We start from the raw sequence: 10,962 nt of genomic DNA, 5'->3' as shown, positions 1-10,962 counted from the left end.
GTTTTCCATCCGATAAATAAGTACTATTTTTAGGTTTATTTTTGACAAAACAAACGAACGCTACCATTGAAAACAAAGTTATACCTTATTCTTTTTTTATGCTGTTTTTGTGGCTTTTCACAAGAGCTCCCCCCTATTGTAAAATATAGTTCTGCAACGTATGGCGCAGGAAATCAAAACTGGATGATTTCACAGGATAAAAAGCAATTTATTTATCTAGCAAATAATGAAGGACTACTAGAATTTAATGGTGCTAATTGGGAACTGTACCCGTCTCCAAACGAAACCATTATACGATCTGTAAAGGTTATAGGTAATAAAATTTATTCGGGTGCCTACATGGAATTTGGTTTTTGGAAACGAATATCCAACGGGAAACTTAAATACTATTCCTTAAGTAAAAAAATAAAAAACAAAATTCTTGATGATGAACAGTTTTGGAATGTTTTAGATTTTGAACAATGGGTTGTTTTTCAGTCTTTAAATAGAATGTATATTTATGATACTAAGACGGATACTTTTAACATCATTAGTCCAAAAAATAACATTACTAAATCTTTTCGTACTAAAGATGCAATTTATTTTCAAATAGCAAATGAAGGTCTTTTTGAAATAGAAAGTGGTACGTATCGTCTTGTAACCAATGATCAAATTGTATTGCAAAATAAGTTGGTAAATATTTTTGCTGATGATGATGGACTCCTTTTACAAACGCAACAAAATGGTTTTTTTAAACTTATTGATAAACGTTTGAAAAAAATTAAAACAGATGTAGACGATGAATTTGCAACAGGAAATGTGTATTGCAGTCAAAGGTTAAGTGATGGAAGTTTTGCCTTGGGAACTATTTCAAATGGTGTTTTTATACTTGATACAGCAGGTAAATTGAAATTTCATATCACTCAAAATAAAGGTTTGAGTAATAATACTGTTTTATCACTCTATGAAGATGTTGATCAAAATGTATGGTTGGGCCTTGACAATGGTATCAATTGTATCAATTTGCGTTCGCCCATTCAAAATTATAGTGATGATACAGGAATATTGGGGACTGTTTACACCTCTTTAAAATGTAACGGGAACTTATATGTAGGAACAAATCAAGGATTGTTTTTTAAAAAGGATTCTGTACAGGAGGAATTTCGTTTTGTGAGTGGTACTAAAGGTCAAGTATGGTCTTTATTTGAACATGATGGTACGCTTTTTTGTGGTCATGATTCAGGGACATTTATTGTTGAGAATGGGATGGCTAAGAATATTTTTTCTGCATCTGGAACTTGGAAATTTGAAAAGGTAAAAAATAAGAAAACAGTACTATTACAGGGCAATTATTTCGGTATTTCAGTTTTAGAAAAAAGAAATAATCAATGGATTTTTAGAAATAAAATAACAGGTTTTGATTATTCGTCTAAGTATTTTGAGATTTCAAAAAATTCAGATGTATACGTAAGTCATGAATATAAAGGGATTTATAGACTGGAACTTGATAAAGATCTATTGAAAGTACAACGAGTTCAGGCTTATAAAACACCTCAAAAAGGGAAAAATGCAAGCTTAACTACCTTTAATAATGAAATTTATTATGCTAATAAAGCAGGTATTTTTAAACTGAATCAAAAATCTAAACAGTTTGTAAAAGACAAAGTATTGAGTACTGTTTTTGAAAAAGATGAATACACATCTGGAAAATTAATTGTTGACAATTCTAATAAGATTTGGTTGTTTTCAAAGAATTACATTCATTATTTTTCTCTTAGTAAATTTAGTAATCAACTAGTTCAAAATTTAATTCCCATACCAGCAGCTTTGACAAACTCTATGTTGGGATATGAAAATATAACTCAAATTTCTCACTCCAATTATTTAATAGGAACAACTGATGGATATTATATTTTAAATTTAAATGAATTAGGTTTAAAGAATTACAACGTTTCATTATCAGGAATAACTACAAATAAACAAAACGAATCGTTTCAAAATCAAAGTATTCTAAGTGAGGGAAGTTTTGATCATGATGAAAATAACATTTCAGTTTTTTATGCTGTACCCGAGTTCAATAAGTATATAAATGTAGAGTTTCAGTACTTACTCGAAGGGTTTCAAGAGGAATGGAGTGAATGGAGTGCAAAGTCATCCGTTAATTTTAAGAATCTACCTCCTGGGTATTACACCTTAAAAGTTAGAGCAAAATATGCTAATTCCACTTTAGATAGTACGATATCCTATTCGTTTAGAATAAACAAACCTTGGTACTTTACTCATGTCGCGCTTTTGATTTATTTAATTGTGCTAGTCTTTGCAGCAAGATTTATACACAAGGCTTACAAACGCTATTATGAACAATTAGAAAAAAAATTAATAGAGGAGAACAATCTGTTATTAGAAATAAAAGAGTTGGAGAACGAGCAAGAGGTTATGCGAATTAAAAACGAACAACTTTCTCAAGTGGTTGATTCAAAAAATAAAGAATTGGCTGCATCTACAATGAGTTTGAATAGTAAAAATGAGTTGTTGGCCTTTATCAAAGAAGATTTGAAAAAAACAACTGAGGATGGCAATAAAAGTATAAAATCTGTAATTTCTACCATAAATAAAAATATCAATCAAGGAGACAGTTGGAGTATTTTTAAAGAGGCATTTGATAGTACAGATAAAGATTTCTTGAAAAAAATGAAGGCGGCGCATCCTACATTAACTCCTAATGATTTAAGATTGTGTGCTTATTTAAGACTTAATCTATCCTCCAAAGAAGTAGCACCTTTATTGAACATATCTGTACGAAGTGTTGAGATAAAACGATATCGTTTGCGTAAAAAAATGGAATTATCGCATGAACAAGGACTTGTAGAGTACATTTTAGCTGTATAGGTCATCACTTTTTAGGTCTAAAAAACTATACATTACCACAACATTAACGTTATTGTTGTGTATTTCTTGAGATTTAAGATTTTATTAAGAGTTAAGTTTCACTGTAAATTATGAAGTAATTTGAGAAATATTCAGTGATATTAGTTTTTTTTTGCTTTGTATGTTTTTTGTTGTGGTTCTAATTTACAAATTAGCAGTCTTTAGGTGTTAATTTTATAATTCACAAAAAACATAAATTATGAAGTCAAACTATCTATTAATCTTTTTTCTATTCATAACCACTTTGGGTTTTTCTCAAGGGTATGATGTAGGAGGTGTTGTCAAAGAGGCAAGTTCTGGTTTACCAATACCAGGGGTAAATATCCAAGTAAAAAATTCTTCATCAGGAACCACAACAGATTTTGATGGTCGTTTTTATGTAAAAGGTGTTTCGCCTAATTCCGTTTTAATATTCTCTTTCGTAGGTTTTAAAAGTGTAGAATATAAGGTTACACAAGCCACACAAAACCTATCAATCGTTTTAAAAGAAGACGCAAATACATTAGACGAGATTGTTGTCATTGGGTATGGAACTCAAAAAAAGAGAGAAGTAACAGGAGCAGTTTCTGTTGTAGATAGCAAAACGCTTGAGGTTTTAAAACCAGTTAGAGTAGAACAAGCATTGCAAGGAACCGTGTCTGGAGTAAATGTTACCTCTACATCTGGAGCGCCAGGTGCATCGCTAGATATTAGAATTAGAGGTATTGCTACAAATGGAGAAAATAGACCTACTACTATTATAGATGGTTATGTAGGGGAGTTAGGCTTACTAAATCCTAATGATATAGAAACGATTACGGTATTAAAAGATGCTCAAGCTGCCATTTATGGTACTATTGGTGCCAATGGTATTATCTTGATTACAACCAAATCAGGTAAAAAGAATACCAAATCTAAAATTAGTTACAATGCCTATACTGGCTTTCAAGAAACTTCAAGAAAATTACCGACTCTTAATGCCACTGAATATGCATTATTACTAAATGAAAGTTATGCTAATGGTGGTAACGCAATTCCTTTTCCAAATGTTTCTGGATTGGGTAAAGGTACCGACTGGCAGAATGAAATTTTTAGTACTTCAGTTCCAATAATCAATCATGATATTTCTTTCTCTGGAGGATCTGATAAAATAACTTATGCAGTGAGTGGGTCTCACATTGATCAAGAAGGGATCATTGGAGAAAAAAAATCAGGCTTTTTAAGAAATACTGCAAGAATTGCGCTAGGGGCAGATGTAACTGATAAATTGAAATTAAAAACGAATGTTATTTACACTTATTTTACTAGAAACACACTTAATGAAGGTGGATTAGGTTCTGTGTTATTTAATGCGTTGAATATGCCGTCTACACTAAAACCGTATGATGCTAATGGTGACTTTACACTTGCAGGTACGGGTCTTGGTAACGAAATAATAAATCCTTTAGCTCAAATTGCAAATACCTATAACGATTATAACTTCAAGAAGTTAAATGGTAATTTTGGGTTAGATTATAAACTATTTAAAGATTTTGTGATTACGAGTTCTATTGGATTTAATACGTCTAATAGCGAGTCGAAAACATTTTCTAAACAAATCAGTTATGGAGGAAAAGTTTTTGATGTACAAAGAAGTTCTGTAACTCAAGGTGCTATAAACGACAATAATTATTCATTTGATATTTATGGTACGTATACTAAGAAAATTGCCGATGCGCATAATATCACAGCAACTATAGGTAACACTATTTTTAAAGAGTATGGTAATGGTTTGTTTGCCACAGGTTTTGACGTTCCTTATAATTCTTGGGAATTTGCTGATATTGCTTTAACTAGAGGAATAGCAACGGTTGTAACAAACAGTTCGTATAATTATGATGAACGTAGACTTTCTTATTTTGCAAGAGGTCAGTATGATTATAAAGGGAAGTATCTTTTCTCGGCAATGATTCGTCGTGATGCTTCTACAAAATTTGGACCTGGCAACAAAGTGGGATACTTCCCTTCATTTACAGCTGGTTGGGTAGTATCTGATGAGAGTTTCTTTGGTCAAGATAAGTTTATTAATTTCATGAAATTTAGAGGAAGTTACGGAACTTTAGGAAACGATCAAATCCCTAACAATGGATATATTTCTCAATTAAATGGCGAGGCTACTTACGTTTTTAATGATGTGTTAGTAAATGGTTTTGCTGTAGGCCAAATTCCAAATTCTAATTTAAAATGGGAAGAAGCCCGCAAGTTTGATGTAGGATTGGATTTACGATTTCTTCAAAACAAAATATCATTTGTTGCAGATTATTTTATTGACACAAGAGCTGATTTGTTAATTCCATTTATTCCTGTTTCTGGAATTAACGGTGCTGCTGCACCTGGATCTAATGCACCTACAATTAATGCAGGTACGGTAAGAAATACAGGTTTAGAGCTAGCCTTGGATTATAAAAATAAGTTTTCGGATTCCTTTTCTTTAAGCGTAGGATACAATGTTACTTTCTTGAAAAACGAAGTGCTAGAGGTAAACAATGGTATTGGGTATCTTGAGGGAGGATCCTTTGGAGTTGGTCAACAACCACCTTCAAGAATGGAAGTAGGTAGACCAATTGGTTATTTCTACGGCTATAAAACAGATGGTATTTTTCAGAATCAAGCCGAAGTAAGTGCGCATCCATCTCAATTATCATTAGGAGCAGAGGCAAGTCCAGGTGATTTAAGATTTGTTGATGTAAATGGTGATGGTATTTTAAATGCCAGTGATAGAACTAATATTGGTGATCCAATTCCTGCAGCTACAATGGGTTTCAATGTCCAAATGAACTACAAAAACTTTGATTTTGCCATGTATACTTTTGCCTCTGTAGGCAATGATATGGTTCGAAATTATGAACGAAATCTAACAGATGTTAACAGACTGAATTATGTTTTAGACCGTTGGACAGGTGAAGGAAGTACAAATTCAACTCCGAGAGTAACAACAGGCGCTACAGGAAATTCAAACTTTTCAAGTTTTTTTGTTGAAGATGCTTCGTATGCAAGAATTCAAAACATACAGTTAGGATACGCACTTGAAAATAAGTTTATTGAAAAAGCAGGTCTTTCAAAAGTACGTTTGTTTGCCGGTGTAAACAACTTATACACTTTTACAAAATACAAAGGTTTTGATCCCGGAGCATCAAGTGGAGCTCCATTGGGTGGAGGTATTGACAATGGTTTTTACCCTATTCCAAGAACTTACTTGTTAGGTTTGAACATTAATTTTTAATCTGAATTAAAATGAAAAAATATCTTTTTAGTACCGTAATGATAGCAGCTATAGCCATGACTATCATTTCATGTAGTGATGAATTTGTGGATAGACCAGTGGAATATTCTATTGATTCTGAAAATTATTTCAACTCAAAAGAGGATTATGATAATGCCTTGATTGCTGCTTATGATTTGTTGCAAACCACGTATCTTAATTCACTTTTAGGAGAAATTGCCTCTGATAATACCTTGGCTGGTGGCGAGAGTCAATCAGACACTCCAGGTTTTCAGCAAATTGATGATATGATTCACACCCCTGTGAATAGCAATTTAAAAAATCTCTGGGATTGGATGTTTGCAGGTGTTCAAAGAGCCAACTATATCTTAGAATTTAAAAATAAAACAGATTTTCAAGGCAAAAACCAAATTATTGCCGAAACTCGATTTCTAAGAGCTTACTATCATTTTGAACTAGTAAAATGGTTTGGTGGTATCCCGATGAAAGGAGACGCAAGATTTGTTCCAGGAGATGAGAAAAAAATCCCTCGTTCTTCAAAATCAGAAGTTTATGCATCTATAGAAGCCGATCTAATTTTTGCCTCCGAAAATTTACCTGTAACAACAACTCAAAAAGGGAGAGCAACTCGTGGAGCAGCACTTGCTTTGTTAGGAAAAGCCTATTTGTACCAAAACAAATTTGCACCAGCTGCTACAACTTTTGATAAGTTGATAACGTCAGGGGCGTATTCATTAGTTCCAAATTATAATTCAATTTTTGAAAATGAAGGCGAAAATGGAGCAGAATCTGTTTTTGAGGTACAATATACTGATGTTGAAGGTGCCGGTTTTGGATGTCTCCAATGTAGTGAAGGGAATGTAGCGGTAGGTTTTAGTGGACCACGCAGTTATAGTGGTACTTTGTTTTCATCTGGATTTAGTTTTAATGTGCCTACGCAAAAAATTGTAAACGCTTTTGAGGCTGGTGACAATCGTAAAGCAGTGGCCATCCTAGATATTGAAGCTTGGGCTACTAGCACAGGAGCAACTTTTGGAAAAGGATACGAGCATACTGGGTTTTTTAACAGAAAGTACATTCCTAGAAAAAGAAGCACAACTGCTCAAGGTGATTTAAACTTGACAAATCCTAACAACTACCGCGCTATTCGATATGCTGATGTATTATTAATGGCAGCAGAGGCTTTCAACCGTGGTGGAATAGACGATGTAAAAGCAAGAGGATACCTAAATTTAGTTCGCAGACGTGCTTTTGGGGACTTGAACCATGATATTTCAACATCGGGAGCGGCATTAACTGACTTTATTTTGGCAGAAAGAAGGGTAGAATTAGTAGGAGAAGGACATCGTTTCTTTGATTTAGTTCGAACTGGTAAAGCTGCACAAGAAATCCCAGGATTTACAGCTAACAAACACGAATTATTTCCTATTCCTATCGAGGAAATTCAATTTGCAAATGGGAATTGGAAACAAAATCAAGGATATTAAAAAACTAACATAATTTAGATATGAAAAAGTTACAATTAATTCTAAGTATTTTCATTCTGACCCTTTCTTTTGGGTGTACGGAGGAAAATAATGATGTAGATTTAGAAACTATAGGTGCGCCAAAAAACGTTTCCGCACTCACAACCATTACACAAGATAATTCAGGTAATGTTACTTTTTTGCCAAAAGGTGAAGGAGTAACTCAATTTGAAATCTTCTTTGGAGATGCTACAACAAAGTCTATTATTGTGAATCCTGGCGGGACATACACCCACAAATACCGAGAGGGAGTATTTAAAGCAAAAATCATTGGGATAACCCTAAATGGCAAAAAAACTGAAACTATTCAAGATGTAACAGTTTCGTTTTTAGCACCTAAGAACTTAGTGTCGACTGTGGCAATTGGTAGTAATTTAAGCGTAAATGTTTCTGCAGAAGCAGAATTAGAGACTTTTTTTCAAGTTTATTTTGGTGATGTCCCTAACGAAGTTCCAGTAGATTTCATGCAAGGTCAAGTAATTACGCACACCTACAAAACCCCTGGAACCTACAATGTACGTGTTGTAGCATTGAGCGGTGGTGCAGCAACTACCCAAAAAATAACTCCAGTTACTGTTACAAATTTATTTGCTGCACCAGTACCAACGGTTCCAGCTGCTAATGTTATATCGATGTTTAGTGATAGCTACACTAATGTTGCAGTTGATACCTGGAGAACTTCTTGGTCACAAGCAACTTTAGAGGACATTGATATCAGTGGAAACAAAGCAAAAAAATACAGCGCATTAAATTTTGTGGGTATAGAGGCTACTTCTTCTCCTATAAACGCATCGGCTATGACATTTTTTCATATTGATATTTGGTCATCAGATGTAACCGAATTCAAAGTAAAACTAGTTGACTTTGGTGCAAACGGAACTTTTGACGGTGGTGATGATAGAGAACACGAAATAACCATTGCCAATCCTAAAAAAGAGGAATGGGTAAGTTTAGACATTCCTTTAAGTGATTTTACAGGATTAACTACACGTTCTCACATTGCGCAATTAATTTTAGTAGGAGCTCCAGCAGGAAGTAATACGGTTTATGTAGACAATGTGTTTTTTTACAACACTGCAGGCTCTGTTACTGCAGCGCCAACACCTACACGTCCTGCATCAAGTGTGATTTCTATGTTTAGTGATGCATATACAAATGTAGCCGTTGATACCTGGAGAACATCTTGGTCTAGTGCGACATTAACTGATTTGAGTATAAGCGGAAATGCAACTAAAAAATATAGCGCTCTAAATTTTGTGGGTATTGAGGCTACTTCAACTCCTATAAATGCAACGGCTATGACTCATTTTCATACTGATGTTTGGTCTTCTGATTTTACACAATTCAAGATTAAATTAGTTGATTTTGGTGCCGATGGAGCTTTTAGTGGAGGCGATGATGTAGAACATGAAATAACAGTAAATTCTCCAGCCCAAGGATCATGGGTTAGTCTTGATATTCCATTGAGTCAATTTACAGGATTAACTACAAGAGCGCATATAGCACAATTAATTTATGTTGGAGCACCTTCTGGTAATACAACTGTTTATGTAGACAACGTATATTTTCACAATTAACCTTTATAAGGATAACAGTAGGTTGAAAAGTAAACATACACTAAAAATTAAAAAATAATAAAATGAAAAAAATACTAATCAAAATAGTTTCCGTTTTTATCCTGCTATTGATGGTCAATTGTCAAGAGGATAATTTAGGATTTGGAGCCATTGATGCCCCCTCAAATCTAAAAGTAACTGCTGAAATTATTGGAAAATCAGCTGCATTTCCAAATGGAGATGGATCAGGAAAAGTAAAATTTATAAGTACCGCCGAAAATGCAATTTCATACAAATACGTTTTTAGTGATGGCACAAGCAAAAATCAACCAAGCGGAATTCTTGAATATCCATTCGCTACTCCTGGTACTAATACATATACTGTAACCATCATAGCATCGGGTGCAGGAGGAGTGACTTCTAGCACTACAATAGAGGTTACTGTGTTTAGTAACTTTAAAGATGAAGCTGCAGTTCAATTTTTAACTGGCGGATCTAGTAAAAAATGGTATTGGGCACAAAGTGAACCAGAACATTTGGGTGTAGGTCCTAATGTGGCTTGGTCTGATCCTACCTTTGGAACACAAAATTATTACCCCTCTTTTTATAGGGCTGCTGCCAATGAAAAAGCTGCAACTTGTTTGTATAAAAGTGTAATGACCTTCTCGTTAGTGGGACAACAAATGAAATTTGAATTGGATAACAAAGGACAAACGTATTATAACGCTGCTCTCAAGGGCGTTAATGAAGATGCATGTTTTGACTTGGTTACTACAGGATTAAAAATAGTTACTCTTAGTAAATCAGATTCTTTTGTTTCTAAAAATCCAGGAGCTGCCACTCAAACTAGGGGAACTGTTTTAAATATTGCCGATGGAGGTTTTATGGGGTATTTTGTTGGTTCAAGTTCTTATGAAATACTTTCTTTAACGGATAACAGAATGAGAGTAAGAGTAATTCAAGCAGGAAATCCATTTCTAGCTTGGTACCACACCTTTACTACTACAGCACCTGGAGCAGCAGTTACACCACCATCTGCGAATTATAATGTATTGAAATTTAGCGATGAATTCAATACTGACGGAGCACCAGATCCTACTAAATGGGGTTATGACTTAGGTGCAGGAGGTTGGGGTAATAATGAATCTCAGTCTTATACAAGCGCTAGTGATAATGTAGTTGTAGCCGGTGGGAACCTAAAAATTACTGCTAAAAAAGTAGGTTCAGGTTATACTTCTGCTCGATTGAAGTCTGAAAACAAGTTTGAATTTACCTATGGAAGGGTTGAGGTGAGAGCTAAATTGACAACTGGGGCGGGTACTTGGCCAGCAATATGGATGCTAGGCGAGAATTATGCCACTAATGCTTGGCCTGCCTGCGGAGAAATTGATATCATGGAATTCAAAGGCAGTCAACCTACTACTATATATGGCACCTTACATTATCCCGGAAATTCAGGAGGTAATGGTAATGGAAGTTCAACTACAATAGCTAATGCTGCTTCTGAATTTCATATTTACAAAACCATTTGGAGCCCAGAATCAGTAAAAATATATGTTGATGATGTATTGTTTCACACGGTTGCAAATACAAGTGCGTTGCCATTTAACAAAGATTTCTTTTTGATTTTAAATGTTGCAATGGGAGGAACCTTTGGAGGTGCTATTGATACAGCCTTTAGTCAGTCCTCAATGGAGATTGATTATGTAAGAGTATATCAATAAGCACATTT

At 34.3% G+C, this 10,962-nt stretch carries 5 protein-coding genes; all 5 read left to right on the top strand.

Features of this window, described 5'->3' with window-relative positions; all coding sequences use genetic code 11:
* The first annotated feature begins 183 nt into the window (after positions 1 to 183).
* The 5 genes from IQ05_RS09795 to IQ05_RS09775 all read left to right on the top strand — a co-directional run bounded on the left by IQ05_RS09795 (position 184) and on the right by IQ05_RS09775 (position 10,954).
* Positions 184 to 2,868 (top strand): helix-turn-helix and ligand-binding sensor domain-containing protein, encoded by a 2,685-nt coding sequence (locus IQ05_RS09795; protein ID WP_167496938.1) that lies wholly within the window; start codon positions 184 to 186, stop codon positions 2,866 to 2,868.
* A gap of 238 nt (positions 2,869 to 3,106) precedes the next feature.
* A complete protein-coding gene (locus IQ05_RS09790; RefSeq protein WP_144892465.1) occupies positions 3,107 to 6,148 on the top strand; it encodes a SusC/RagA family TonB-linked outer membrane protein in 3,042 nt (1,013 codons plus the stop codon).
* A gap of 11 nt (positions 6,149 to 6,159) precedes the next feature.
* The gene (locus tag IQ05_RS09785) at positions 6,160 to 7,635 is read left to right on the top strand and encodes a RagB/SusD family nutrient uptake outer membrane protein (RefSeq protein WP_144892464.1); all 1,476 of its coding nucleotides are present in this window, start codon (positions 6,160 to 6,162) and stop codon (positions 7,633 to 7,635) included.
* A 20-nt stretch (positions 7,636 to 7,655) separates the two neighbouring features.
* Entirely contained in the window at positions 7,656 to 9,251 is a 1,596-nt protein-coding gene (locus tag IQ05_RS09780) for a PKD domain-containing protein (protein WP_144892462.1), read from the top strand.
* 62 nt (positions 9,252 to 9,313) lie between these two features.
* Positions 9,314 to 10,954, top strand: a complete 1,641-nt coding sequence (locus tag IQ05_RS09775) for a family 16 glycosylhydrolase (protein ID WP_144892460.1) — start codon at positions 9,314 to 9,316, stop codon at positions 10,952 to 10,954.
* Positions 10,955 to 10,962: the final 8 nt, after the last annotated feature.

The sequence above is a fragment of the Flavobacterium tiangeerense genome (assembly GCF_007830355.1).
GTDB lineage: Bacteria > Bacteroidota > Bacteroidia > Flavobacteriales > Flavobacteriaceae > Flavobacterium > Flavobacterium tiangeerense.
The sequence above is the reverse complement of the archived record's forward strand: the minus strand, read 5'-3'. Positions and strand labels throughout refer to the sequence as shown.